This window comes from Microbacterium wangyouchuni (assembly GCF_054072595.1).
In genome coordinates this window covers 230,212-254,133 of the sequence record NZ_JBSVRM010000005.1, presented here as the reverse complement: position 1 = coordinate 254,133, position 23,922 = coordinate 230,212, and the positions used below count along the sequence as shown (strand labels likewise).

The 23,922-nt window shown below is 64.4% G+C and carries 24 protein-coding genes; 11 read left to right on the top strand and 13 right to left on the bottom strand.

What is annotated here, in order from left to right:
- Positions 1–8: 8 nt before the first annotated feature.
- Entirely contained in the window at positions 9–743 is a 735-nt protein-coding gene (locus ACW5CM_RS10790) for an alpha/beta hydrolase (RefSeq protein ID WP_457124993.1), read from the top strand.
- Here the strand turns inward: ACW5CM_RS10790 and ACW5CM_RS10785 are convergent, their stop codons facing one another.
- From ACW5CM_RS10785 to ACW5CM_RS10745, 9 genes are all read right to left on the bottom strand, one after another.
- Positions 744–1,898: a polysaccharide deacetylase family protein gene (locus ACW5CM_RS10785; RefSeq protein ID WP_438255104.1), complete on the bottom strand. Its 1,155-nt coding sequence runs from the start codon at positions 1,896–1,898 to the stop codon at positions 744–746.
- Between the two features lie 24 nt (positions 1,899–1,922).
- On the bottom strand, positions 1,923–3,041 hold the full coding sequence (locus tag ACW5CM_RS10780; RefSeq protein ID WP_457124992.1) for an adenosine deaminase: 1,119 nt from the start codon (positions 3,039–3,041) through the stop codon (positions 1,923–1,925).
- Between the two features lie 72 nt (positions 3,042–3,113).
- The gene (locus ACW5CM_RS10775; protein ID WP_438255101.1) at positions 3,114–4,409 is read right to left on the bottom strand and encodes a thymidine phosphorylase; all 1,296 of its coding nucleotides are present in this window, start codon (positions 4,407–4,409) and stop codon (positions 3,114–3,116) included.
- On the bottom strand, positions 4,406–4,804 hold the full coding sequence (locus ACW5CM_RS10770) for a cytidine deaminase (protein ID WP_438255100.1): 399 nt from the start codon (positions 4,802–4,804) through the stop codon (positions 4,406–4,408). The genes ACW5CM_RS10775 and ACW5CM_RS10770 overlap by 4 nt, the downstream gene beginning before the upstream one ends.
- A 7-nt stretch (positions 4,805–4,811) precedes the next feature.
- Positions 4,812–6,092 carry an ABC transporter permease gene (locus ACW5CM_RS10765; protein WP_438255099.1) on the bottom strand — a complete coding sequence of 427 codons (1,281 nt, stop codon included), beginning with the start codon at positions 6,090–6,092 and terminating at the stop codon, positions 4,812–4,814.
- Entirely contained in the window at positions 6,089–7,369 is a 1,281-nt protein-coding gene (locus ACW5CM_RS10760) for an ABC transporter permease (protein ID WP_439256005.1), read from the bottom strand. Before ACW5CM_RS10760 ends, ACW5CM_RS10765 begins: the two co-directional genes overlap by 4 nt.
- The gene (locus ACW5CM_RS10755; RefSeq protein ID WP_457124991.1) at positions 7,366–8,910 is read right to left on the bottom strand and encodes an ABC transporter ATP-binding protein; all 1,545 of its coding nucleotides are present in this window, start codon (positions 8,908–8,910) and stop codon (positions 7,366–7,368) included. The genes ACW5CM_RS10760 and ACW5CM_RS10755 overlap by 4 nt, the downstream gene beginning before the upstream one ends.
- 110 nt (positions 8,911–9,020) lie before the next feature.
- Positions 9,021–10,118 (bottom strand): BMP family lipoprotein, encoded by a 1,098-nt coding sequence (locus tag ACW5CM_RS10750; RefSeq protein ID WP_439256004.1) that lies wholly within the window; start codon positions 10,116–10,118, stop codon positions 9,021–9,023.
- Positions 10,119–10,245: 127 nt separating this feature from the next.
- Entirely contained in the window at positions 10,246–11,361 is a 1,116-nt protein-coding gene (locus tag ACW5CM_RS10745) for a mannose-1-phosphate guanylyltransferase (protein WP_438255093.1), read from the bottom strand.
- 166 nt (positions 11,362–11,527) lie between these two features.
- On the opposite strand from ACW5CM_RS10745, the gene sdhC reads away from it, so the two are divergent.
- Genes sdhC through ACW5CM_RS10705 form a run of 8 tightly spaced genes read left to right on the top strand, consistent with a single transcriptional unit; the run spans position 11,528 to position 18,735 of the window.
- Positions 11,528–11,962: a succinate dehydrogenase, cytochrome b556 subunit gene (sdhC, locus tag ACW5CM_RS10740; RefSeq protein ID WP_438255091.1), complete on the top strand. Its 435-nt coding sequence runs from the start codon at positions 11,528–11,530 to the stop codon at positions 11,960–11,962.
- Entirely contained in the window at positions 11,962–12,417 is a 456-nt protein-coding gene (locus tag ACW5CM_RS10735) for a succinate dehydrogenase hydrophobic membrane anchor subunit (protein ID WP_438255090.1), read from the top strand. The genes sdhC and ACW5CM_RS10735 overlap by 1 nt, the downstream gene beginning before the upstream one ends.
- 22 nt (positions 12,418–12,439) lie before the next feature.
- Positions 12,440–14,245, top strand: a complete 1,806-nt coding sequence (gene sdhA, locus ACW5CM_RS10730; protein WP_457124990.1) for a succinate dehydrogenase flavoprotein subunit — start codon at positions 12,440–12,442, stop codon at positions 14,243–14,245.
- 2 nt (positions 14,246–14,247) lie between these two features.
- Positions 14,248–15,009 carry a succinate dehydrogenase iron-sulfur subunit gene (locus ACW5CM_RS10725; protein ID WP_438255088.1) on the top strand — a complete coding sequence of 254 codons (762 nt, stop codon included), beginning with the start codon at positions 14,248–14,250 and terminating at the stop codon, positions 15,007–15,009.
- 49 nt (positions 15,010–15,058) lie between these two features.
- Entirely contained in the window at positions 15,059–16,216 is a 1,158-nt protein-coding gene (locus ACW5CM_RS10720) for a YihY/virulence factor BrkB family protein (protein WP_457124989.1), read from the top strand.
- Positions 16,217–16,225: 9 nt separating this feature from the next.
- Complete coding sequence (locus tag ACW5CM_RS10715) at positions 16,226–17,065, top strand: exodeoxyribonuclease III (RefSeq protein WP_438255085.1); 840 nt, start codon at positions 16,226–16,228, stop codon at positions 17,063–17,065.
- A gap of 31 nt (positions 17,066–17,096) precedes the next feature.
- The gene (gene trpS / locus ACW5CM_RS10710) at positions 17,097–18,101 is read left to right on the top strand and encodes a tryptophan--tRNA ligase (RefSeq protein WP_457124988.1); all 1,005 of its coding nucleotides are present in this window, start codon (positions 17,097–17,099) and stop codon (positions 18,099–18,101) included.
- 34 nt (positions 18,102–18,135) lie between these two features.
- The gene (locus tag ACW5CM_RS10705; RefSeq protein ID WP_457124987.1) at positions 18,136–18,735 is read left to right on the top strand and encodes a hypothetical protein; all 600 of its coding nucleotides are present in this window, start codon (positions 18,136–18,138) and stop codon (positions 18,733–18,735) included.
- Between the two features lie 8 nt (positions 18,736–18,743).
- Here ACW5CM_RS10705 and pth read toward each other — a convergent pair whose 3' ends face one another.
- The gene (gene pth / locus ACW5CM_RS10700) at positions 18,744–19,325 is read right to left on the bottom strand and encodes an aminoacyl-tRNA hydrolase (protein WP_438255081.1); all 582 of its coding nucleotides are present in this window, start codon (positions 19,323–19,325) and stop codon (positions 18,744–18,746) included.
- An 84-nt stretch (positions 19,326–19,409) separates the two neighbouring features.
- Positions 19,410–20,015: a 50S ribosomal protein L25/general stress protein Ctc gene (locus ACW5CM_RS10695; RefSeq protein ID WP_438255080.1), complete on the bottom strand. Its 606-nt coding sequence runs from the start codon at positions 20,013–20,015 to the stop codon at positions 19,410–19,412.
- A gap of 224 nt (positions 20,016–20,239) precedes the next feature.
- Between ACW5CM_RS10695 and ACW5CM_RS10690 the strand changes: the two genes are divergently transcribed.
- Positions 20,240–20,365: a hypothetical protein gene (locus tag ACW5CM_RS10690; protein WP_438255079.1), complete on the top strand. Its 126-nt coding sequence runs from the start codon at positions 20,240–20,242 to the stop codon at positions 20,363–20,365.
- A 112-nt stretch (positions 20,366–20,477) separates the two neighbouring features.
- Positions 20,478–21,929, top strand: a complete 1,452-nt coding sequence (gndA, locus tag ACW5CM_RS10685; protein WP_438255078.1) for an NADP-dependent phosphogluconate dehydrogenase — start codon at positions 20,478–20,480, stop codon at positions 21,927–21,929.
- Between the two features lie 77 nt (positions 21,930–22,006).
- Here the strand turns inward: gndA and manD are convergent, their stop codons facing one another.
- Positions 22,007–23,245, bottom strand: coding sequence for a D-mannonate dehydratase ManD (gene manD, locus ACW5CM_RS10680; RefSeq protein WP_457124986.1), 1,239 nt, complete (start codon positions 23,243–23,245; stop codon positions 22,007–22,009).
- Positions 23,242–23,913: a bifunctional 4-hydroxy-2-oxoglutarate aldolase/2-dehydro-3-deoxy-phosphogluconate aldolase gene (locus ACW5CM_RS10675; protein ID WP_457124985.1), complete on the bottom strand. Its 672-nt coding sequence runs from the start codon at positions 23,911–23,913 to the stop codon at positions 23,242–23,244. The genes manD and ACW5CM_RS10675 overlap by 4 nt, the downstream gene beginning before the upstream one ends.
- Positions 23,914–23,922: the final 9 nt, after the last annotated feature.

Sequence of the window (23,922 nt, the reverse complement as noted above, 5' to 3'; positions counted from 1 at the left end):
TGGACGTTGTGCACGAGAAGCGACGCCGCCGGATCATGGCCAGAGTTGGATGGGGCATCCTCATCCTCATTGTTCTGCTGCTCGGCGGCGTGCTCGCATGGACTCAGATCGGCGTGATGGCAGCGGAGAAGACCCCGCTCACGAGCGCGCTGGACAACCCACACATCACGATCGAGGATGCCCCGGAGGGCATCGTGCTCTCCCCCGCAGACGGCGATTCCGAGATCGGGCTGGTGTTCATTCCCGGGGCCAAGGTTGATCCGTGGGCGTACGTCGCCATCCTGCAGGGTGTGGCTGAAGAGGGCACCACGGTCGTGATCACCCGGCCCTGGCTGAATCTTGCGTTCTTCGATCTTCGCGGACTGGATGCCTTCACCTCCGCTGCGCCGGAGATCGATTCCTGGGGCGTCGGCGGACACTCTCTGGGCGGCGTGCGCGCCTGCCAGCTGGCGGCGGATGCCGATGCTCTCGTGCTGTTCGGATCGTATTGTGCCACCGACCTCTCGGCCACAGATCTCGACGTGCTGAGCCTCGCCGGCAGCGAGGACGGGCTATCGACGCCCGCCAAGATCGCGGATGCGCGGCATCTGCTCCCAGAAAGTGCTGAGCTGGTCGAGATTGATGGCGCATCCCACGCGTCCTTCGGCGACTACGGGTCGCAGGCAGGTGACGGCACCCCGACGATCTCTGAAGACGAGATGCACGCGATCGTCACCGACCTGGTCAGCTCATTCCTGAACTGATCACCCGATGCGTGAGATCAGCGAGTCCAACCCCATCCCGTAGTCGATCCGCACCACCGGCAGGGCGTATTTATCGGTGCCGATGACGACCTTCCCCGGTTCAATGGTGCGTGCCATCTCGTAGCCAGCATCTGCGACGCCCTGCTTCGCGGTGTCGTTGAAGTGCCCATAGGGATAGGCGATCACCTCTCGCGCGCCGAGGATGTCTCCCGATGTGTTGAGATCGGCGGCGATCTCCGCGGCCGTCCAATTCACCATCAGGCCATCGCCGTTGGCGCCAGCCTGGTGCATGTCGTGCGTGTGCGAGCGGCGCAGCACATACGGCGACGGCGCTGGGTCGGAGCGGTAGGCGGTCACCATGAACGACGTGGCGAGAACCTGCTGCTGCGCCACGATTGGTACAGCCAGATCGAACCAGGTCTGATCGGCGTCGTCATCGGTCACGATCACCGAACGCTGAGGCAGGTGGAGCCGTCCGTCGATGAAGGCGCTCAGCTCATCCCAGGTCGGCAGGTAGAACCCGGTCGAGGCGATATGCGTCATGTGTGCTTCGAAATCACCGATGTAGGCGTAGTTGCCGCGCAGCCAACCATCCTCGCCCTCCGGGCGGGTGGTGAACTGGTGATACATCAGGATCGGCACCTCGGTACCGGCCGCCGCGTTCTGCTCGGCGGGCATCCATGATCCGAACAGCTCGATCTGCTGATCCTCGCACACGACAGCATCCGAACCGTTGATGCGCGCTTCCGGTTGGAACGCGGCCGCAGCCTCCGCAGTGGTATACCAGCCTCCGAAGGCCATCCCGTCGCGGGCCGGAATCGGAAGAGCCGCGTACAGAGCGTCCTGCCGCTGGAGCAGAGGATCGTCGGCGATGCCGTCACCGGTGAAGCTCACCACGCACGCCAGCGGATCATCGGCATCGGCCAGCAGCTTTTCCACGGGCGTCAGCACGGTCTGCTCTGGCGTGGGCGCCGGCGACGTGGTCGCAGGCGACACCTCGGCCTCAGCGGGTGCGCGCAGGCTCGACAGCACGACGGTCAGGCTCACGCCCAGCACGACGACCACAGCAATCGCACTGATCAGCCAGATCCGCCGATTGCGCCGAATCCGCGCTCGTCGCTCGGTGCGCTGACTTCGACTGCTCTCGGTGCCCATAGTGAGAATCCTATGGGCTGAGCGTCATACGCCCCGGAATCCCTCAGCGATCATCTCGACGAGTTCTTCGCGCTCTTCGACCGGCAGGAACGCTGCCGAAGCGGCATTGAACTGAAAAGTCTCGAGGTCGTCGAGATCGTAGCCGAACGCTTCGACGAGAAGAGCCAGCTCACGGGTGAGCGATGTTCCGCTCATCGTGCGGTTGTCGACGTTCACCGTGACGGAGAATCCGAGCTGGTAGAGCAGATCGAAGGGGTGATCGGCAATGTCACTCCCCCACGCTTCGATGGCGCCGGTGTGCACGTTCGACGACGGCGACAACTCGAGCGGGATCTCCCGGTCGCGCACCCAGCGCGCCAGGTCGCCGAACTTCACCTGCACCTCATCGCCCTCGCGGGTGATGACATCCAGGTCAGAGACCAGACGCACACCGTGGCCCAGACGCAGCGCGCGTCCATCCAACAGAGCGCTGCGAATGGATGCGAGCCCTGCCGCTTCCCCGGCGTGCACCGTGACCGGCATGAAGTTCTCGGCCAGCAGATCGAAAGCCGCACGGTGATCGGATGCCGGGAAACCATCTTCGGGACCAGCGATATCGAAACCGACCACACCGCTATCGCGGTGGTTGAGGGCTAGTTCGGCAATCTCCAGCGAGCGATCGCCGTGACGCATCGCGCTGAGAATCTGACCGATCCGGATGCTGTGCCCGTCGCGGTCAGCGAGATCCTCGCCCTGTTCGATCCCCTGCTGCACCGCCTCGACAGCCTCATCGAGCGACAGCCCGCCTGCCAGATGCTGCTCGGGAGCCCAGCGGACTTCGCCGTAGATCACGCCGTCGGCGACCAGATCCTGGACGAACTCACGCGCGACGCGAGTCAGGGCGGGAGCGGTCTGCATGACCCCGACGGTGTACTCGAACGCCGTGAGGTACGCCTCCAGCGAGTCAGTGTCGCTCTGCTTCGCGAACCAGTTGCGGAGTCCTTGTTCGTCACTGGCGGGCAGTTCAAGACCGGCCTCGGCGGCGAGTTCGATGATCGTAGCCGGGCGCACGGCGCCGTCGAGATGATCGTGCAACGAGATCTTCGGCAGGGCGCGCAGCGAGACGCCGTCGATCTTGATGTCACCGTCGGAGGCGATCGCCATGGGTTTTCCTCTCAGAGACCGGCGCCTGATCCCGGATCCTGTCCCAGGTGAACGCGCGGCGGATATTCCAGCCTACGCGGTGATGCGCTCGCGAACGAGCGGTCCGACAGTCGGGGCCGCATCGCCGATCGCCCAGGCACCCTCGAGCGCGTCCAGCGCACGCGGGAAGCGGGACTCATCTTCGGCAGACAGCGTGAACAGCGGCTGCCCAGCAGTGACCCGATCGCCCGGTTTCGCGTGCAGATCGATGCCGGCAGCATGCACGACCTGGTCTTCAGCGCGTGCGCGGCCGGCGCCGAGACGCCATGCCGAGATACCGAATGGCAGCGCATCGAGTTGTGTGACGATGCCATCGGCAGGAGCCGTAACGACATGGGTTTCGCGTGCCACTGGCAGCGCAGCATCCGGGTCACCGTCCTGCGCGCGGATCATCGCCTTCCAGGTGTCCATCGCCCGTCCATCGTCCAACGCCGCTTCGACGTCAGCATCCGGGAGTCCGGCCAGTGCGAGCATCTCGCGGGCCAGGGCGATGGTGAGCTCGCGCACATCGGCGGGTCCGGCGCCGGCGAGAATCTCAACGGATTCGCGCACCTCATTGGCGTTGCCGATAGCCAAGCCCAGCGGCACGTTCATGTCGGTCAGCAGCGCGGTGGTCGCCACTCCCGAGTCGGTACCGAGGGCGACCATCGTGCGCGCGAGCTCGCGGGCACGGTCGATGTCCTGCATGAATGCGCCGGAGCCGAACTTCACGTCCAGCACCAGGGCGTCGGTGCCCTCGGCGATCTTCTTCGACATGATGCTCGAGGCGATCAGCGGGATCGCCTCGACGGTTCCGGTGACATCGCGCAGGGCGTACAACTTCTTGTCGGCCGGGGCCAGGCCCGAGCCGGCAGCGCAGATCACGCTGCCGACGTCGCCCTGCATCTGGGCGAACATCTCCTCATTGCTGAGCGCCGCACGCCAGCCGGGAATCGATTCGAGCTTGTCGAGCGTTCCGCCAGTGTGGCCGAGGCCTCGGCCACTCAGCTGCGGCACGGCGACGCCGAAAGATGCCACCAGCGGAGCCAGCGGCAGGGTGATCTTGTCGCCGACGCCACCTGTGGAGTGCTTGTCGACGGTCTTCTTGCCGAGGCCCTCGAAGTTCATCCGCTCACCGGAAGCGATCATCGCGTCCGTGAGCACGCGGATCTCATCGCGCTGCATGCCGCGCTGGTAGATCGCCATCGCGAATGAGGCCATCTGAGCGTCTGAGACGTATCCGCGGGTATAGGCGTCGATCATCCAGCGCAGCTCGGATTCAGGAACGATGCCGCCGTCACGCTTCGCGCGAATGACGTCAATGGCGTCGTAGGGTTCGGGGGTGCTCATCGGATCGTCTCCAGATCTCGCGGGCCGAATGCATCCGGCAGGACTTCGTCAATGGTGCGGATGCCGGACACTGTCTCCAGTAGCATCTCCGGCATCGCGTGTTCATAGAGCAGCTGACGGCAGCGTCCGCACGGCATGATCGTCTGCCCGTCGCCGTTCACGCAGACGAACGCGACCAGCTGCCCACCGCCGGACATATGCAGGTCACCGACCAGTGCGCATTCCGCGCACAGTCCGACACCGTAGGAGGCGTTCTCGACGTTGCATCCCGAGACGATCCGCCCATCGGCGACGAGGGCAGCCGCCCCCACCTTGTAGCGCGAATATGGCGCGTATGCCCGGTGCATGGCTTCGGTTGCGACGTGACGCAACTCGTCCCAGTCGATGTCAGTCATATTTCCTCTAGCTCTTTATGTATGGTTCGCCGGATGCCGCTGGCGGACGAGAGCGTCCAACCAGACCCGCCACGGCGAAGATCGTCACGACATACGGCAGCATCAGCATGAATTGGCTGGGCACCGGAGACCCGATGACGCTGAGCACACCCTGCAGGTTCGTGGCGAAGCCGAACAGCAACGCTGCCAGGGTCGCTCGGATCGGATCCCACTTACCGAAGATCACCGCGGCCAGCGCGATATACCCCGCGCCCGCGGTCATCTCGCGACCGAACTGCGGGTTCGTGACCAGCGTGTAGAACGCGCCGCCCATACCGGCAATGGCTCCGGCGAGCATCACGTTCCAATACCGGGTCGGAATCACCTTGATACCGACCGTGTCCGCGGCCTGCGGGTGCTCGCCGACCGCACGCAGGCGCAGTCCCCAGCGCGTGCGGTACAGCCCGAACCAGACGAGGAACACCGTGATGTACATCAGGTACACGATGATCGTCTGACGAAACAGCACCGGCCCCAACACCGGGATCTCACTCAGTAGCGGTATCGGAATCACCGGGAACAGCGTGGGCGAGTTCAACGTGGCGTCATTGGGGTTCAGCACCTGGCGGTAGAGGAACGTCGTGAGGCCGGCGACCAGCACGTTGAGCACGACACCCACGATGACCTGGTTGACGTAGTACGTGATCGTGAAGACGGCCAGCACCAGAGCCACCAGCACTCCGGCAAACATCGCAGCGACCAGGCCGGCCCACGGACTTCCCGTTGCGGATCCGACGACCGCGGCCATGAAGGCACCGGCAAGCAGCTGCGCCTCGATGGCGATGTTGACAACGCCGACGCGTTCGCCGATCACACCGCCCAGCGCACCGAAGATCAGCGGCGTCGCCAGCGCGAGCGCTCCGCCCAGCAGACCGATCATCGGCAGCGTTCCACCCGCAGCAGCCCAGGCCAGGAAGCCGATCATCAGGATGACGACGTAGATGACGGTGAGCCACAGCGGCAATTTCCGCTTCGCACGCGTCCAGACCACAGCCAGCACGGTCACGGCGGCAAGCAGCACCACGGCGATCCAGGCGGTGAGGTTCGCCGGCAGGACGATCTCAGGGAGTTGAATGGCCGCTTCGGCTGAGCGGACAAGTCGGAAGGTGCTGGCGCCCTCACGCGGAACGAGCAGCGGCAGCAGCGCGAACAGCACAGTGAACAGTCCGAAGATGATCGGCGTCTTCCATGAGGTGACAGTGACGTGGCGCTGCTCGTCGCTGACGACCGTTTCGACGGTGGCGGTCATGCGGACACCTCCTCGGCGATCTGCGCGGCATTCTTCCGCTTCTTCTTTGGCTTCTTTCTTCGTGCGCCGGGCTGCGGCAGACCGAAGATCGCACGCACCAGCGGCGGGGCTGCGATGAACAGCACGATCAGCGACTGCACCACGAGCACGATCTCAATCGGCACGTTCTCCGACGCCTGCATAGCGAAGCCACCGGCCTTGAACGCGCCGAACAGGATGCCGGCGGCAAGAATACCCAGCGGCGTGGAGCGGCCCAGCAGCGCGACGGTGATTGCGTCAAAGCCGATACCGGCGTCGATGTCGCCGCCGAATCCGCTGGTGACGGTTCCGAGCATCTGGCTGACACCGGCGATGCCGACCAGACCACCGGCGATCATCATCACGAGGAAGTACATCTTTCCGACGCTGATGCCAGCAACACGGGCGGCTGCCGGGTTCTCCCCCACCGCACGGAATCGGAATCCGAGGCTGGAGCGCTCAAGCAGCCACCAGGTGAACGCCACCGCGATCAGCGCCAGGATGAAGCCAGCGTGCAGCTTGTACTGCGGCCCGAGGATGCCGGGAAGGATGGCCGATTCGGCCATCGCCGCGGTCTTCGGGTTCTTGGACCCCGGAGCTTGCAGGATGCCCTGCGTTGCCAGCATCCAGGCGAGCAGATAGACCGCGATGTGGTTGAGCATGATCGTGACGATCACCTCGTGCGCGCCTGTGCGCGCCTTCAGGATGCCGGCGATACCAGCCCACAGCGCACCGGCGACGATGCCGGCGAGGATCGCGACCAGCATGTGCATCGGCCACGGCAGGTTCATGCTTGTGCCCACCCAACCAGCGGCGGCTGCAGCCATCAGCATCTGGCCTTGGCCGCCGATGTTGAACAGGCCGGCGCGGAACGCCAGACCGACACCCAGACCAGCCGCAATCAGTGGAGTCGCGAACTTCAGGGTCTCGGTGAACGGCTTGATGCCCGCCGCGAAGCCGTCGACGCGGAAGTTGTAGATCGCACCTTGAAAGAGCGCCGTGTATGCACCGGAGATGGACGCCCAAACCGCGGCGAGCATGTCCTGCGGGCGAGAGAAGAAGTAGCCGGCTGTCCGCTGCACGTCAGGGTCCGTGAACGCGATCATGATCGCCCCGGCGATCAGGGCCAGGATCACGGAGAGCACCGAGATCATGCCGTTGCCTGTGGTGATCCGGCGGAAAGCACCCTGCCAGCGGGAGGGTTCAGTTCCGAAGTCTCCCGGCGGGGAGACGATCGGCTTCATGTCGGTGCTGCTCATGCGCCAGCCTCCTCGGTCGATTCGCTCACTGAGCCTGTCGAAGTGCTGGCCATACCGGCCATCATCAGACCGATCTTCGCGCGGCTGATGTCGCCGGGGACGATGCCGACGACCTTGCCGCGATACATCACCATGATGCGATCGGCGAGGGCTGCGGCCTCATCGAGTTCGGTAGAGATGACGACCACGGGGATTCCCGAGTCACGCGTTTCGATGATGCGCTTGTGGATGAACTCGATCGAGCCGACGTCCACTCCGCGGGTGGGCTGCGCGGCCACGAACAGAGAAAGTTCTCGGCTCAGCTCACGCGCAAGTACGACCTTTTGCTGGTTGCCGCCCGACAGGTTGCCGGCCTGCTGCCAGGGCCCCTGCGTGCGGATGTCGAACTCTTCGATCTTGTCGTGGGCGAAGGTGTCAAGAGCTTTCAGCTGCAGGGTGCCGGCGGTGACGAAGGGGGCGCCCACTGAGCGGTCCAGCATCAGGTTCTCGGCGATCGAGAACTCCTTCACGAGTCCGTCAACGCTGCGATCCTCCGGAACGAACCCGACCCCGTCATCGAGAATCTGGCGCACCGACTGGCCGAGCATTTCCTTGCCATTGAGCTTGATGCTTCCTTCAACCCGCGGCTGCAATCCGACGATCGCCTCGGTGAGTTCGGTCTGTCCGTTGCCCTGTACACCGGCGATGACGAGCACCTCACCGGCGCGCACCGAGAACGAGACATCATCGACAAGCACGGTGCCGAACGGATCGGTGACGGTCAGCCCCTGCACGACGAGGGATTCCTCCCCCAGCTTCGGAGCTTCCTTGTGCACGGTCAGTTCAACCGCGCGCCCCACCATGAGCGAGGCAAGCTCTTCATTGCTGGCAGTCGGAACAGCTTCGCCGACGACCTTGCCGAGGCGGATCACCGTGATGCGGTCAGCGACCTCGCGCACCTCGCGCAGCTTGTGCGTGATGAAGACGATGGATGTGCCGGATTCCTTGAGCTGGCGCATCGTCGCCATCAGCTCATCGGTTTCCTGCGGTGTCAGCACGGCGGTGGGCTCATCGAACACGAGCACCTTCGCGTCGCGCGACAGCGCCTTGATGATCTCTACCCGTTGCTGCACGCCGACAGGCAACTCCTCGACGATCGCATCCGGGTCGACATGAAACCCAAACCGGTCGGAGATCTCGCGCACCATCGCGCGAGCCGCTGCAAGATCAAGTCGCCCGCCGAAGCGGGTCTTCTCGTGCCCGAGCATGACGTTCTCGGCCACCGTGAATACCGGGATCAGCATGAAGTGCTGGTGCACCATTCCGATGCCGGCTTCCATCGCATCGCCAGGGCCGGCGAAGTGCTGTTCGACGTCGTCGAGCAGGATTTCACCGTCGTCGGCCTGATACAGGCCGTAAAGAACGTTCATCAGCGTTGACTTGCCCGCACCGTTCTCACCGAGGAGACAGTGGATTTCTCCCGGCTCGATCGTGAGATCGATGTGATCGTTGGCAGTCAGCGCGCCGAACCTCTTCGTTATGCCGCGCAGTTCAAGCTTCATGTGTCAGATCCTAACCAGCAAAGGTGCTTCATCCCAGGCGCCTGTAGACACCCGAACATCGGCAAGGGGAGACCGGCTGTTGGCCGGCCTCCCCTTGGTGATCGTCTCGATCAGTCGAGGTACGAGGTGACGGTGACGTCACCGTCGATGATCTGCTGCTGCAGGTCCTGGACAGCGGTCCACAGCGCAGGGTCTACCTTGTCTTCGAAGTTGTGCAGTTCGGCGATGCCGACGCCGTCGTTCTCGAGGGTTCCGATGTAAGCCTCGGAGTCGAACTCGTCGTTCGCGCTGCTCATGGTTGCCTCATACACCGAGAGCTTCATGTCCTTGAGGATGGAGGTCAGGACGAAGTCCTCAGTGCTCGGGTCCGTGACGAACAGGTCAGCGTCAGCGCCGATCAGGGCGATGTCGCGGTTCGACTCCTTGATCGCCTGCAGACCCGACTGGTAGATCGGTCCGCCGACGGGCAGCAGCACATCGACGCCCTGGTCGATGATGTTCTGCGCGACGGTCTTCGCCTCGGGGCCAGCTTCGAAGCCACCGGTGAAGGAACCGGTCGATCCGTCCCAGCCGACGACCTCGACGGCGGTGCCGTTCTGCTCGTTGTAGTAGTTGACGCCCTGGTAGAAGCCGTCCATGAAGATCGTCACGGTCGGGAATTCCATGCCGCCGTAGGTGCCGACCTTGCCGGCCTCCGAGTAACCAGCCGACAGGTAACCGGCGAGGAATGCGGCCTCAGCCGTGTTGTACAGCAGCGGCTTGACGTTGTCGGCATCCTTCTCGCCGTCGAAGTCGTTGTCGGCAGCGTCGTCGACGAGGATGTAATCGATGCCCTCGTTGGCCAGTGCGCTCTCGACGGTGGCTGCCGAGAGGGCGAAGCCGACCGAGATGACCGCGTTGCAGCCCTGGGAGACCAGGCTCTCCAGGTTCGGGGCGAAGTCGGTCTCGCTGTTGGATTCGACGTTCTTGTACTCGACGTCGAGCTCGTCGGCCGCCTGCACCATGCCCTCGTAGGAGAGCTGGTTGAACGACTTGTCATCGAAGCCACCGGCGTCCGAGACGATGCAGGGCAGGAAATCGATGGCCTCGCCGCCGCCGGCGGTCCCGCCGTCGGTCTCTTCCGGAGCTGCTCCACAGCCGGCCAATGCGACGGCCACGCCGGTCGCCACGAGCGCTGCGAGTGCGCGCTTCTTGGTGGTAATAGTCACGTTAGCCTCCACGAGTACTGGCCTGCGCCAATCGCAAGGCCCCACTGTACAAGTTACCCAGTGTTACGCATCCATTGAGAACACTTGCGGTTAATGGTTATAAACCCGAAACAGACCGCGAGCTTCTTTAGAGAACATCTCCACGACCGGTCAGTTTGAGCGACTCGACGACGCCCTTCACCCGCTGAGCGTGCTCGGTCGTGGTGACCAGCAGTGCGTCTGGAGTGTCGACGACCACGATGTCCTTCACCCCGACGAGGCTGATAACGCGTTCGGTCTGGCTGACGAGGATCCCGGTGGCGGCATCCGACAGCACCCGGGCCTTCGGCCCCAGGACGGCAAGATCGTTCTTGCGGCCATTGCTGATGAGCTTCGTAAGCGAGGCGAAGTCTCCCACGTCATCCCAGTCGAAGTGCCCCGGGATCACGGCGAGGCGCCCCTTGTCTGCCGCGGGCTCTGCGACCGCATAGTCGATGGCGATCTTCTTGATGTTCGGCCAGATGCGGTCAACGGCGGGCCCGCGCCGCTCGCGGTCGTCCCAGGCCTCGGCGAGCTCGAGCAGGCCGGCGTGCAGTTCCGGTTCGTTCGCTGCGAGCTCATCCAGCAACACGCTCGCCTGGGAGATGAACATGCCCGCGTTCCACAGGAACGAGCGGTCGGCGAAATAGGTCTTGGCCGTCTCCAGGTCGGGCTTCTCCACGAAGCGCACCACCGTCGCGGCCTCCGGCGCACCGTCGACGACGAGCTCGTCACCCTTCTCGATGTAACCGAATCCGACGGAGGGCTCCGAAGGCTGGATGCCGATCGTGCAGATGTAACCGGCGCGTGCGACCGCGACTGCCTGCTGCACGGCGAACTCGAAAGTGCGGGTTCCGCGGATGACGTGGTCTGCCGCGAACGCCCCGATGATCACATCGGGATCGCGGCGGTGCAGGATCGCGGCGGCGAGGCCGATCGCTGCTGCTGAGTCGCGGGGTTCGGACTCCAGGAACACGTTCATGTCGGCGATGCCGGGAAGCTCCGCTTCGACCGCTGCCCGATGCGCGCGTCCGGTGACGACCGCGATGCGGTCGGGTCCGGTCATCGGCTCCAGCCGATCCCAGGTGTCGCGCAGCAGCGAATTGCCTGACCCGGTGAGGTCGTGCAGGAATTTGGGCGCATCTGCTCTCGAGAGCGGCCACAGCCTGCTGCCGATGCCACCGGCGGGGATCACTGCATAGAAGTCGTCGAACGGCTCGGTCATGACACCAGCGTATCCCTCCAAAACAATCTTGATATCGAGATACTTAGGTGAGCCTTCCTCGTCCCGACACAGGAACGGGAATAGGATAGGACTCGATCGGGCACCCCTGCGCTCAGTTCGGACTCAGGATGCGGTGCCGACAACGCATCGACCAGGGAGGACGACCGTGTCCGCAGGCACTCGCTTGACACCGTCGATTTCGGAAACCACGTCCAAAGCCCCACGCGGAACCCTCTATCGAGGACGCGAAGGCATGTGGTCGTGGGTGCTTCATCGCATCACCGGAGTCGCAATCTTCTTCTTCCTGTTAGTGCATGTGCTCGACACGGCGCTGATTCGGGTCTCCCCTGAGGCGTACAACGCCGTGATCGGCACCTACAAGAACGAGATCATGGCACTGGGTGAAGTCGTCCTGGTCGCTGCGATCATCTTCCACGCGATGAATGGCCTGCGCATCATCCTGATCGACTTCTGGTCGCAGGGCGCACGTTTCCAGCGGCAGATGTTCTGGGGCGTCATCGCCGTCTGGCTGATCCTCCTCGGTGGGTTCGCCGGCCGTCACCTCGCGCTCGCATTCGCCGGATTCGGAGGAGGCCACTGATGTCTGCACAGACCACTGTCGCACCGGCGCGCCGCAGCCGCGGAATCAACCTCGAGAAGTGGGGCTGGGTGTTCATGCGAGCATCCGGTGTCGTACTGATCGTGCTGATCTTCGGCCACCTGTTCGTCAACCTGATGACCGGTGACGGCATCCACGCCCTGGACTTCGCGTTCATCGCCGGCAAGTTCGCCACGCCGTTCTGGCAGTGGTGGGATGTGCTGATGCTGTGGCTGGCTCTCATCCACGGTGGCAACGGCATGCGCACCATCGTCAATGACTATGTGATCAACCCGAAGATCCGTAAAGCCCTGGTCTGGGCGATCGGCCTCGCGGCTGCACTGCTGATCGTGCTGGGCACCCTGGTCGTCTTCACCTTCGACCCATGCCTCGGCCTCACCGAGGGCAGCGCACTCGTGGCCGAATGCGCCGCTATGGGCGTATTCCCCGCCAACTGAGCTGAGAAGAGAGCAACGAGAAGTGACTACTGAGACTCAGGATTCCGTCATCCGCGACGGCATTCACTACCACCAGTTCGACGTCGTCATCGTCGGTGCCGGTGGAGCCGGAATGCGGGCGGCCATCGAAGCTGGCCCCGGCGCGAACACCGCGGTGATCTCCAAGCTGTACCCGACCCGCTCGCACACCGGTGCGGCGCAGGGCGGCATGGCTGCCGCCCTCGCGAACGTCGAGGAAGACAGCTGGGAGTGGCACACTTTCGACACCGTCAAGGGCGGCGACTACCTCGTCGATCAGGATGCTGCCGAAATCCTGGCCAAGGAAGCCATCGACGCGGTCATCGACCTCGAGAACATGGGCCTGCCCTTCAACCGCACCCCCGAAGGCAAGATCGACCAGCGCCGCTTCGGTGGTCACACCGCTGAGCATGGCAAGACCCCCGTGCGCCGCGCCTGCTACGCCGCTGACCGTACCGGTCACATGATTCTGCAGACGTTGTTCCAGAACTGTGTCCGCCTCGGCATCAACTTCTTCAACGAGTTCTACGTGCTCGATCTGGTCACGGTCCAGGATGCCGACGGCAACACGCAGGTCGCGGGCGTCGTCGCGTACGACCTGGCCACGGGCGAGTTGCACGTGTTCCAGTCCAAGGCCGTGATCTTCGCAACCGGCGGCTTCGGCAAGATCTACAAGACGACCTCCAACGCGCACACCCTCACCGGTGACGGCGTCGGAATCATCTGGCGCAAGAACCTGCCGTTGGAGGACATGGAGTTCTTCCAGTTCCATCCCACCGGCCTCGCCGGTCTCGGCATCCTTCTCACCGAAGGTGCACGAGGCGAAGGTGCCATTCTGCGCAACGCATCCGGTGAACGATTCATGGAGCGCTACGCCCCCACCATCAAGGACCTCGCACCCCGCGACATCGTTGCGCGCTCCATGGTGCAGGAAGTCCTCGACGGTCGCGGTGCCGGCCCCAACAAAGACTACGTCTACCTCGACTGCACGCACTTGGGTGCCGAGGTTCTCGAGACCAAGCTCCCCGACATCACCGAGTTCGCCCGCACGTACCTGGGCGTGGACCCGGTCACCGATCCCGTGCCCGTGATGCCGACGGCTCACTACGCCATGGGTGGCATCCCGACGAACAACGACGCCGAGGTGCTCTCCGACAACAACACCGTCGTGCCGGGGCTGTACGCCGCCGGTGAGTGCGCGTGCGTGTCGGTGCACGGCTCAAACCGTCTGGGCACGAACTCGCTGCTCGACATCAACGTTTTCGGAAAGCGCGCCGGCCGCAACGCCGTCGCGTACTCGAAGACGGCGGAGTTCGTCCCGCTGCCGGAAAACCCGGCCGCCTTCGTGTCCGGCATGATCGAACACCTCCGAAACAGCAACGGCACCGAGCGTGTCGCCGTACTGCGTAAGAAGCTGCAGGACGAGATGGACCGCGGCGCCCAGGTGTTCCGCACCCACGAGTCGCTTGAGCACGTGCTCGGCGTCATCGCGGAACTGCGCGAACGATACAAGAACGTCTACGTCGATGACAAGGGCCACCGGTTCAACACCGACCTGCTCGAGGCCGTCGAGCTGGGCTTCCTGCTCGATATCGCCGAGGTCGTCGTCTACGCCGCTCAGAACCGCGAGGAGAGCCGTGGCGGTCACATGCGCGACGACTTCCCCAAGCGTGACGACGAGAACTACATGAAGCACACCATGGCCTATCTGACGGGTGACCCGCACTCCTCGACGCCGGCCGATCACATCAAACTCGACTGGAAGCCGGTTGTCATCACCAACTACCAGCCGATGGAGAGGAAGTACTGACCATGTCGAACGCCGTCGCAGAATCTCCTGCCGCCGCAGAGCCGGCAATTCAGTCGTTCCTGGTCACGTTCATCGTGCGCCGCTTCGATCCTGAAAAGGACGCGGAGCCGCGCTGGGTCGATTATGACGTCGAGCTCTACGCGACCGACCGTGTGCTGGATGCCCTGCACAAGATCAAGTGGGAGGTCGATGGTTCGCTGTCATTCCGCCGCTCGTGCGCACACGGAATCTGCGGTTCGGATGCTATGCGCATCAACGGTCGCAACCGTCTCGCTTGCAAGACGCTGATCAAGGACCTCGACATCTCGAAGCCGATCTATGTCGAGGCCATCAAGGGCCTGCCCCTGGAGAAGGACCTCATCGTCGACATGGAGCCGTTCTTCGCCTCCTACCGCGAGGTTCAGCCGTTCCTGGTAGCAAGCTCGACGCCGGAGAAGGGCAAGGAGCGCGTGCAGTCGATCGCCGACCGCGCGATCTTCGACGACACCACCAAGTGCATCCTGTGCGCTGCGTGCACCTCGTCCTGCCCCGTGTTCTGGACCGACGGGCAGTACTTCGGCCCCGCCGCCATCGTGAACGCGCACCGCTTCATCTTCGACTCGCGTGACGACAATGCCGAGGTCCGCCTGGACATCCTCAACGACAAGGAGGGCGTCTGGCGTTGCCGCACGACCTTCAACTGCTCCGAGGCGTGCCCACGTGGCATCGAGGTCACCAAGGCCATCGCCGAGGTCAAGCAGGCCGTGCTCCGCGGTCGCCGCTGACCGCTGGTCGCAGACATCGACACGCCCCCGCCCTGGATAGGGTGGGGGCGTGTCTGATTCCCCCACCGGTGCATCCGGAACCGATACCTCCGAGGCCCGGCGCCTCGATGCCGCCGTGGAACGTGCAACGGCACTGACCAAACGCACCCTGGAGCTCTTCCCGGTACGCGTGTGGCGGCACTTCCTGCAGAACAACGGTTTTCTCCTGGCCGCTGGAGTGAGCTATCAGGCGCTGTTCGCGATCTTCGCGGCCATCTATGTGACATTCGCTACCGCCGGGCTGTGGCTGGGCGGGAGCAAAGAGGCCGTCGACGCTCTGATCCGTGTCATCAACAGCTACATCCCCAGTCTCATCAGCAAAGATCACGGGCTGATCACCCCGGAGCAGGCGCACCACATCGCGCAGACCACGACCGGGGTGCTCACCATCACCGGTCTCATCGCCCTGATAGCGCTGATCTGGACCGCGATCGGATGGGTGACATTCTCGCGACGGGCTGTCCGCGACATTTTCGGCCTGCGTCCGGATCGCCGTAACTACCTGCTGCTGAAAGCGCGCGACCTGTTAGCCGCGGTCATCCTCGGCGTCGCGCTGATTCTGGGCTCGGCCCTGGCGTACGCGAGCGCAGCTGTGTTGAGCTGGGCGTTGCAGTTGCTCGGCTGGGATGCCGGATCGACCACGGTGAACGTGCTGATCCGGATCGGCACGATCGTCGTCTCGTTCGCGCTGATGTCATCGGCGCTGGCAGCGATGGTGCGGTTCCTGACCGGCACTTCCCTCCGCTGGCGCACGATCTGGCCCGGTGCCGTCCTCGGCGGCGGCGCCATGACGGTGCTGCAGTTCGGCGCGGGGTTCCTGCTGAGCTACACCCCGACCAACCCGCTGCTGGCCACGTTCGCGATCTTCATCGGACTGCTGCTGTGGTTCCGGATCAACGGTGTGGTCATGCTCGTCGCCTCGGCGTGGATCGCGGTGACCGCGACCGATCGCGATGTGCCGTTCTTGGCGCAGACCGAACAGGAGCGGCGTCATGCGGCGCACGAGATGCTGCTGGAGGCAGCACGCATGCGTCTGCGCGATGCCGTCCGCGACCGTGAACAGGCGTCCTGGTATCAACGCTGGCTCAAGAATCGCGCGGTCAGAGCAGCCGCGACCGAACTCGCCAGCGTCAAGGCCGCGGCGCCGGACGTCGGAGGCTCTGGTTAGGCTTGAGATATGCCTCATCTGCGTATCGCATCGGTCAATGTCAACGGGATTCGAGCCGCCGCTCGCAACGGAATGAGCACCTGGCTCGACAGCGCAGAAGTTGACATTCTGACGCTGCAAGAGGTGCGCGGTCAGGACGAACACATCGAGTCGGCTCTGCCCGGCTGGCACTTCGTTCACGATGCCGCCACGGCCAAGGGCCGCGCGGGGGTCGCGATCGCCAGCCGCACGCCGGTGATCGCCAGCCGCACTGAATTCGGTCCGGACGAGTTCGATTCGAAGGGGCGCTGGATCGAAGGCGATTTCCTCCTCGGAGACCGCCCGCTGACCGTTGTGAGCGCCTACGTGCACTCCGGCGAGGCGGACTCCCCCAAGCAGGATGAGAAGTGGAAGTTTCTCGACGCCTTCGGCCCGCGTCTGCAGCAGCTTGGTGACAATGATGCCCTCGCCGTCGTCACCGGTGACCTCAACGTCGGTCACCGCGAGTTCGACATCAAGAACTGGCGCGGCAACCGCAAGAAATCCGGCTTCCTGCCCCGCGAGCGCGCCTACTTCGACCGTTTTCTCGGCGCAGCGGGCATCGACGTGACCGGCGTCGACGGCACCGTCGGCCCTGGCCTGGGCTGGATCGATGTCGGCCGGCGTTTCCACGGCGAGATCGATGGTCCCTACACCTGGTGGTCTGCGCGCGGTCAGGCTTTCGACAACGACACCGGGTGGCGCATCGACTATCACCTCACAACACCCGGGCTCGCGGAGCGGGTGCAGGCGTACAGCGTTGCGCGCGCGGCATCCTATGCCGAACGCTGGAGCGACCACGCCCCGGTCATCGTCGATTACTCGTACTGATCCCCACGCCCACTCCCCGTAGGATTGATACGTGACCAAACCTCGCCTTTACTCCGGAATGCAGCCATCAGCCGACTCTCTTCAGATCGGTAACTACATCGGCGCGCTCCTGCAGTGGCGGGATCTGCAGAACTCCTATGACGCGTATTTCTCCGTCGTCGACCTGCATGCCCTGACCGTCGCACAGAACCCGGCCGAGCTGCGTGAGAAGACCCGTCGCACGGCCGCGCAGTACATCGCCGCGGGCATCGAGCCGTCGCAGTCGACGCTGTACGTGCAGTCGCACGTGCGCGCTCACGCTGAGCTCGCGTGGATCCTGTCGACCTTCACCGGTTTCGGTGAGGCCGGGCGCATGACGCAGTTCAAGGACAAGTCCAGCCGCTACGGTGCTGACGCCACCAGCGTCGGCCTGTTCACCTACCCCGTGCTCATGGCCGCCGACATCCTGCTGTATCAGAGCGATGTCGTACCGGTCGGCGACGACCAGAAGCAGCATGTCGAACTCACGCGCGACCTCGCCGAGCGCTTCAACTCGCGTTTCGGTGAGACGTTCGTCGTTCCCCTGCCGGTGATTCAGAAGGACACCGCGCGCATCTACGACCTGCAGAACCCGACGTCGAAGATGTCGAAATCTGCCGAGAGCGATGCCGGCGTGCTGTGGATGCTGGACGACCCGGCCAAATCGGCGAAGAAGATCATGCGCGCCGTCACCGACAACGAGGGCAGCGTGCGCTTCGATCGGGAGAACAAGCCGGGTGTCTCGAACCTGCTCACCATCTACGCAGCCCTCTCCGGGCGACAGGTCCCGGCAATCGAGGATGAGTATGCTGGCCGCGGCTACGGCGATTTCAAGAAGGGCCTGGCCGAGGTCGTCGTCGCAGAGTTCGAGCCGGTACGCGCTCGCGCTCTCGAGTTGCTCGATGACCCCGCCGAGCTCGACCGCATCCTCGCGGCGAACGCCGCCCGCGCCGACGAGGTCGCGGACGCGACCCTTTCTGACGTCTACGACAAGGTCGGGCTGCTGCGTCGAGTCTGACGATCGGATCGGTCACGCCCAATAGAATGGGGGCGTGACCGATCCGCAGTTTCCGCCGCCCGTCCCCCCCGGCTCTGTGCCGCCGGTGCCGCCCGCACCGGGCTACCCGGCAGCGCCAGCGCCCGGATACGCGGCACCTGCGTACCAGCAGCCGTACGCCACACCTCCTGGCGCCTTTGCTGCTCCTGTCGGCGGCTACAGCGCGCCTTCCAGTGGTTATCAGGCACCGCAGCCCACGCCACCGCAGTCCCCTCTCCTCGGCGTGATCGCTGTCGTGCTCTCATCCATCGCCGCGGTGGTCGCGCCGATCCTGGCCGGCGCCGCCGGGTACCAGATCGGGGCCGGCCTACCTTCGATCATGATCGATATCGACAGCGCCGATGAGGATCTCTCCTTCTTGTCCCCCGTGCGCGATCAGGTGCTGTGGGGCGAGATCGGATTCTGGATCGGCACGCTTGCCGGCATCGCGGCGATCGTGCTCGGCATCATCGCGATCATCCAGCAGAAGGGACGAGGTTGGGGCATCGCAGCCGTAATCGTGAGCGTCATCGCTCCCGTGATCTTCTTCATCGTGCTCTTCATCGCACTCAGCGCCGGGGCTGCTGCCGGAGCAGTCTCGCTCTACGGCACCTAGGGACGCACCTAGCGCGGAGCGTGATGCTTCTGCTGCGCGGCAAGCAATCCCTCGGCGACGAGCAGCTCAACAGCATCCGCCGCATCCGAGACGAGAATGCCGAGCGTCTCGCGCTCCACCTTCCCGAAGGGTGAAAGCACCCAGTCAGCCGCGTCTTGGCGTCCGGGAGGACGCCCTATTCCGACGCGCACACGCGGGAAGTCTGCCGTGCTGATCGCCCGAGCGACATCGCGCACCCCGTTGTGGCCGCCGTGGCCGCCACCGACTTTGAGCTTGACTGTATCGAAGGGAATGTCGAGCTCGTCGTGCACGACGACCGTGCGCTCCGGCGGAACGGAGTAGAAGCGCGCCAGAGCCGCCACCGGAGTTCCGGAAACGTTCATGAACGAATTGGGCTTGGCCAGTACCAGTTTGTCGGCACCGGGACGCAGCCACGTCTCCACGACTCGTGCTCCGGCTTTGTGCTCACGGAAGCTCTCGTTGCGTCGCCCCGCCAACTCATCCGTGACGAGCTGGCCGATGTTGTGCCGCGTGGTCTCATAGCGGGGTCCGGGGTTACCGAGACCCACGATCAGCCAGGTATCAGCCATTTCCCTCTCGTTCCTCAACGGGCGTCAGCATACGACAGAGGGGACGCGATGTGCTCGCGTCCCCTCTGTGCACAGCGCTGGTGATTACTCGGCAGCAGGCGCTTCGGCGGGAGCTGCTGCCGCAGCTTCCTCGTCCTCAGCGGAAACTTCAGCAGCCGGGACCGAGACGGCGAGCAGCAGCAGCTCGGGCTCGTCAATCAGAGTCGCGCCCTTGGGCAGCACGACGTCGCCGGCCGTGATGTGAGCGCCCTCTTCGAGACCCTCAACCGAGACCTCGAGGCTCTGCGGAATGTGGGTGGCCTCGACCTCGAGCTTGATCGTGTTGAGCTCAACGGTCACGATCGTGCCCGAGAAGGACTCGCCGACGGTGTGCACCGGAACCTCAACCTGAACCTTCTCGCCCTTCTTCACGACGAGGAGGTCAATGTGCTCGATGATCTGGCGCACCGGGTCACGCTGCACGTCCTTGACCAGCGTGAGCTGGCCCGTGCCGTCGATGTCGAGATCGAGCAACGCGTTCGCGCGGCGGATGATGAGCGAGACCTGGTGGCCGGGCAGTGCCACGTGCACCGGCTCGGTGCCGTGACCGTAGATGACGGCGGGGATCTTGCCGGCAGCGCGCAGACGACGGGCGAAGCCCTTGCCAAACTGCTCGCGAACCTCTGCGTGGACCTTGGTGTCCTGAGACATGAATTCTCCTTCGGGGCACGCGACGAATTGCTCGTCGCGTGGTGGTCTAATGGTCAGATTCTCGGACGTCGACACACGAAAAAGCCGCGGAGCTCGATTCGCCGCGTCGATAACGGATGCGACGCACGCGAAGCATCCCTCGCCGAGGAACTCCTTTATCGTACCGGATGACCGGGTAGGCTGAAAGCCAGGCCCTCTTCCCCTCGCAGAATTTGGAGTCCGGCATGCTTGACGCCGCTTTTATCTCACACGCCATCTTCTGGCTCATCGGCGCGATGACGCTCGGCGCAACCGTTCTCACCATCGGAGCACTGTTCGCGATGGGCCGTACCGGCTACCGCAAGGACTGACTGCTCGTAACCGGTAATGCGGGCCGGAGCTGCCCACACGCGGGACTAACCTGGAAGCGACCCGCACGCTTCTTTCACCTGCCGCGGGCTCTCCCTCACGGAAGGTGCATCAATGTCCTCTGCCGCTACGGCAAACATCGGAGTCGTCGGACTCGCAGTCATGGGTTCGAATCTCGCCCGCAACCTCGCCAGCCGCGAGGGCAACAGCGTGGCGATCTTCAACCGCAGCTACGAGAAGACACAGACCGTCCTGGATGAACACCCGGAGGCCGGTTTCGTTCCGGCATCCACCTATCAGGAATTCGCCGACTCCCTGCAGAAGCCGCGCACAGCGATCATCATGGTCAAAGCCGGCGGTCCGACCGATGCGGTCATCAACTCGCTTGTTGAGGTGTTCGAGCCCGGCGACATCATCGTCGATGGCGGCAATGCTTACTTCCCCGACACGATCCGCCGGGAGAAAGCGGTCCGTGAAACGGGTATCAACTTCGTCGGCGCCGGGATCTCCGGTGGCGAAGAGGGTGCGCTCCTCGGCCCGAGCATCATGCCCGGTGGCTCGAACGAGTCCTGGGTCACGCTCGGCCCGATCCTGCGCTCGATCGCCGCGGTAGCCGAGGGCGAGCCGTGCGTCACGCACGTCGGCCACGACGGCGCCGGGCACTTCGTGAAGATGGTGCACAACGGCATCGAGTACGCCGATATGCAGCTGATCGCCGAGGCCTACGACCTCATCCGCCGCGGCACCGGCAAGACGCCCGCTGAGATCGCCGAGATCTTCGCGGAGTGGAACACGGGCGAGCTCGAGTCGTACCTGATCGAGATCACCGCCGAGGTACTGCGCCAGGTGGATGCTGAAACCGGCAAGCCGCTGGTGGATGTCATCCTCGACCAGGCCGGAGCCAAGGGCACTGGCGCATGGACGGTGCAGACCGCGCTCGCGCTGGGTGTTCCAGTCTCCGGTATCGCCGAGGCCACCTTCGCCCGCTCGCTCTCCTCTCACCCCGAGCAGCGCGCGGCCGCAGCGAACCTGCCCGGCCCGGAGACAGAGTTCGCGGTCACCGACCACGATGCGTTCATTGAAGACGTTCGTCTTGCCCTGTACGCATCGAAGATCGTCGCCTACTCGCAGGGGTTCGACGAGATCCGCGCCGGCGCCGAAGAGTACAACTGGAACATCGACCTCGGTGCGATCTCGAAGATCTGGCGCGGCGGCTGCATCATCCGCGCCCAGTTCCTCAACCGCATCGCCGACGCTTACGACGCAGCACCGGAGCTTCCCGCTCTGCTGACCGCGCCGTACTTCGCTGAGGCGCTCGGACGCGGCCAGGCAGCATGGCGCCGTGTCGTCATCGCCGCAGCACAGGCTGGGATCCCCGCTCCCGCGTTCTCGTCGTCGCTGTCGTATTACGACGGCATCCGGGCCGATCGCCTGCCCGCAGCCCTCGTGCAGGGTCAGCGCGACTTCTTCGGTGCGCACACTTACAAGCGCATCGACAAGGACGGCACCTTCCACACGCAGTGGTCGGGCGACCGCACCGAGATCGAAGCGGTCGACACGCACTGATCTGAACGACGAAGTCCCGGCCCCTGCGGCCGGGACTTCGTCGTTTCACATCAGCACGCATGAGCTCGGTCATCTCGTCACCAGTCGTGAACGGTGCCGTCGGCGAGTCGGTTATAAGGAAGGTAGGCGCGTTCGTACGGGTACTTGCCGGCCTCGTCGAGGTCGAGGCTCACGCCGAGTCCCGGCTCGTCGCCAGGATGGAGCATTCCATCCGACCACGTGTAGGACTGCTGGAACACCGAGTCGGTCTGCGACGAGTGCTGCATGTACTCCTGGATGCCGAAGTTGTGGATGCTGAGTCCCAGATGCATCGCGGCAGCCATGCCGACCGGCGAGATGTCGGTCGGTCCATGCATGCCCGATTTGATCTGGTACTGCGCGGCGTAGTCGAGCGTCTTCTTCAATGCCGTGATGCCGCCCATGTGGGTTACGGCGCCACGGACGTAGTCGATCAGCTGCTCGCGGACGAGATCCTTGAAGTCCCACACCGTGTTGAAGATCTCACCGATGGCCAGCGGCGTCGTGGTGTGCTGACGCACGAGCCGCAGCGCCTCCTGGTTCTCGGCCGGGGTGCAGTCCTCCAGCCAGAACAGGTCGTAGGGCTCCAGCGATTTACCCAGCTTCGCCGCCTGGATCGGCGTCATCCGGTGGTGTCCATCATGCAGGAGCGGCAGTGCGGGGCCGAACTCGTGGCGCACAGCCTCGAAGACGCCGGGCAAGTGCCGCAGATACGCGCGCGTGTCCCAGTCCTCCTGAACCGGCTGCGCGCCGCGCCGAGCCGGCTCGTGGTCGTAGCGGACGTCGCCGCCACCGGCATCCACCGCCTGCGATGCGATCCCGTAGATCGACTTGAGACCCGGCACGCCGGTCTGCACGCGAATCGCTTTGAAGCCCTCCTGGAGATGGGCATGCACGCTGTCGAACAGCTCCGGCAGTTCCTTGCCCGACGCGTGCCCGTAGGCGAGCAGTCCGCTGCGCGAAGCGCCGCCCAGGAGCTGATATACCGGCATCCCCGCGGCCTTGCCCTTGATGTCCCACAGCGCCATGTCGACGGCGGCGATCGCGGCCATCGTCACGGGGCCACGGCGCCAATATGCCGAGCGGTACAGGAATTGCCAGGTGTCTTCGATGCGGTGCGCATCACGCCCCAGCAGCAGCGGCACCACGTGGTCCTTCAGATACGACACCACCGAGAGTTCGCGGCCGTTCAACGTCGCATCGCCGAGGCCGACATGCCCGTCGCTGGTCGTCAGGCGCAGGGTGACGAAGTTGCGGCTGGGGCTGGTAACGATGACCTCTGCCTTGTCGATGATCACAGCGAGTGCTTCCTTTCGTGCGGTGAATGCTCGTCGATGACGGCGCGAAAAGCGCCGGCGCGTGTGGCGAGCGCGGCCAGGTCGCCGCCGGGCCCTGCGGCGTCGCCCACCAGCGGGCCTCCGATGCCGAAGCCGAAGGCTCCCGCCGCGAGAAACGTCGGGATGGATTCCAGCGAGACGCCGCCGACCGGGATGATGCGTGCGTCGGGGAGCGGGTCTCGAACGGCTTGGATGAATCCCGCGCCAAGAACGGATGCCGGAAACAGCTTCACTGCGGCAGAGCCGAGGTCCATTCCGCGTTGGATCTCGGTGGGAGTGAACACGCCCGGCAGAACTCCGATCCCCTGCGCGATCGCGTAGTCGACGGATGCCGTCAGCGTGGGGGTAACCATGAACTGCGCCCCGGCGGCGACGGCCCGGTCGACATCGCGCTCGGTGAGGACGGTTCCGGCGCCGACCAGCGCTTCATCCGGAGCATCCGACACGATCTGGGCGATCGCTTCTTCGGCGTCTGCCAGCGTGAGGGTGACCTCGAGCGTCGTGATGCCAGCGGCGATCAGGGTGCGCGCAGCGGCCACGGTGGCATCCACGTCCGTTCCGCGCAGAATCGCGATCAGGCGATCGGACGCGATCCGGTCACGGAGCTGTGCATTGTCTACGGTGCTCATAATCTCCTC

Coding starts and splice junctions, on each gene's coding strand:
- ACW5CM_RS10785 (WP_438255104.1), bottom strand. CDS start 1,898: ATGGGCACCGAGAGCAGTCGAAGTCAGCGCACCGAGCGACGAGCGCGG.
- ACW5CM_RS10780 (WP_457124992.1), bottom strand. CDS start 3,041: ATGGCGATCGCCTCCGACGGTGACATCAAGATCGACGGCGTCTCGCTG.
- ACW5CM_RS10775 (WP_438255101.1), bottom strand. CDS start 4,409: ATGAGCACCCCCGAACCCTACGACGCCATTGACGTCATTCGCGCGAAG.
- ACW5CM_RS10770 (WP_438255100.1), bottom strand. CDS start 4,804: ATGACTGACATCGACTGGGACGAGTTGCGTCACGTCGCAACCGAAGCC.
- ACW5CM_RS10765 (WP_438255099.1), bottom strand. CDS start 6,092: ATGACCGCCACCGTCGAAACGGTCGTCAGCGACGAGCAGCGCCACGTC.
- ACW5CM_RS10760 (WP_439256005.1), bottom strand. CDS start 7,369: ATGAGCAGCACCGACATGAAGCCGATCGTCTCCCCGCCGGGAGACTTC.
- ACW5CM_RS10755 (WP_457124991.1), bottom strand. CDS start 8,910: ATGAAGCTTGAACTGCGCGGCATAACGAAGAGGTTCGGCGCGCTGACT.
- ACW5CM_RS10745 (WP_438255093.1), bottom strand. CDS start 11,361: ATGACCGAGCCGTTCGACGACTTCTATGCAGTGATCCCCGCCGGTGGC.
- ACW5CM_RS10735 (WP_438255090.1), top strand. CDS start 11,962: ATGTCTGCACAGACCACTGTCGCACCGGCGCGCCGCAGCCGCGGAATC.
- ACW5CM_RS10725 (WP_438255088.1), top strand. CDS start 14,248: ATGTCGAACGCCGTCGCAGAATCTCCTGCCGCCGCAGAGCCGGCAATT.
- ACW5CM_RS10715 (WP_438255085.1), top strand. CDS start 16,226: ATGCCTCATCTGCGTATCGCATCGGTCAATGTCAACGGGATTCGAGCC.
- pth (WP_438255081.1), bottom strand. CDS start 19,325: ATGGCTGATACCTGGCTGATCGTGGGTCTCGGTAACCCCGGACCCCGC.
- ACW5CM_RS10695 (WP_438255080.1), bottom strand. CDS start 20,015: ATGTCTCAGGACACCAAGGTCCACGCAGAGGTTCGCGAGCAGTTTGGC.
- ACW5CM_RS10690 (WP_438255079.1), top strand. CDS start 20,240: ATGCTTGACGCCGCTTTTATCTCACACGCCATCTTCTGGCTCATCGGC.
- gndA (WP_438255078.1), top strand. CDS start 20,478: ATGTCCTCTGCCGCTACGGCAAACATCGGAGTCGTCGGACTCGCAGTC.
- ACW5CM_RS10675 (WP_457124985.1), bottom strand. CDS start 23,913: ATGAGCACCGTAGACAATGCACAGCTCCGTGACCGGATCGCGTCCGAT.